Annotated in this window: 1 protein-coding gene; it reads left to right on the forward strand. The window is 35.5% G+C overall.

Going from position 1 to position 1325, the window contains the following annotated elements:
• Positions 1-89: 89 nt before the first annotated feature.
• Positions 90-1277, forward strand: a complete 1188-nt coding sequence (locus tag GVV10_RS09415; protein WP_159522006.1) for an IS256 family transposase — start codon at positions 90-92, stop codon at positions 1275-1277.
• Positions 1278-1325: the final 48 nt, after the last annotated feature.

The following is a 1325-nucleotide window of genomic DNA, read 5'->3' on the forward strand; positions in this document are numbered from 1 at the left end:
GATAAAGTCCATATAATTGTGTAAAAGTAAAAAAAGCCATAGAGGCTCTGTTATTATGTTAGTACCCAAACAAACATAAGGAGATCTCTATGACACAAATTAATTTTACTTTAGATTCACAACAGATTCAAGACATTATTACAAATAGTGGTGCAAATGAAGTCGCCAAGCAAATGCTTACCATGATTTTCAATCAGTTAATGGAAAAGGAACGTGATCACTATATCAATGCAGATAACTACTCACGTGATAGTGAGCGTGTCTCATCGCGAAATGGTTACTACGATAGAAGTTACACAACAAGAGTGGGGAGATTAGAGTTAGCGGTTCCGAGAACTCGTGATGGTGAGTTTTCTCCATCTGTATTTGAGCGCTATCAACGTAATGAAAAAGCATTGCTTTCTACCATGCTCGAAATGTATGTTCAAGGCGTTTCGACACGTAAGGTCTCAAAAGTTGTTGAAGAGCTATGTGGTACATCCGTTTCAAAATCCTTTGTCAGCACATTGACTTCTGAACTTGATTTAATGGTTAATAGTTTTTTGAATAGACCTCTTGAAAGAAAATATCCATTCATATTCAGTGATGTCCTTTATATTAAAGTTCGAGAAAGTGGGAGAGTAATATCAAAGGCTTTTCATGTTGTTCTTGGTATAAATGATATAGGAGAGCGCGAACTACTTAGTTTTTCAGTTTCAGATACCGAATCTTATGAGACATGGAAACAGCTCTACCTAAGCCTTATAGATCGTGGTCTTAAAGGATTAAAGCTTGTTATTTCAGATGCACATAAAGGAGAGGTCGCAGCGATACGCGAGGTTTTCGTGGGAGTTTCTTGGCAAAGATGTCAAGTACACTTTATGAGGAATGTATTTGATAAACTTCCACGAAAAAATACAGAAACTGTCAGAGACGAACTTAAGGTGTTATTCAAGACAAATAACATAGAAATCGCAAGAACTATTAAGAATAGTATTGTGAAACTCTACTCAGACAAGTATCAAAAAATGGTAGAGTGTCTTGATGAAGGCTTTGAAGATAGCTTTCAATACTGTTCAATCGATGAAACAAATTATTCGCGTTTGAAAAGCACTAACATGCTAGAACGTGTTAATTCTGAAATACGACGAAGAGAAAAAGTTGTACGAATATTTCCAAATGAACAATCTGCGCTTAGGTTAATAGGTGCAGTATTAATAGATATTCATGAAGATTGGCAATCGAGTTCAAGACAGTATATTAGTTTTACTGAATCAACAAAAAAGTGGATTGGTTAGATCCACTTGCTGACATAATGAATTTTACACAAGATTATGGACTTGACT

Origin of the sequence: Erysipelothrix urinaevulpis (genome assembly GCF_009828835.1) — a bacterium.
GTDB lineage: Bacteria > Bacillota_I > Bacilli_A > Erysipelotrichales > Erysipelotrichaceae > Erysipelothrix > Erysipelothrix urinaevulpis.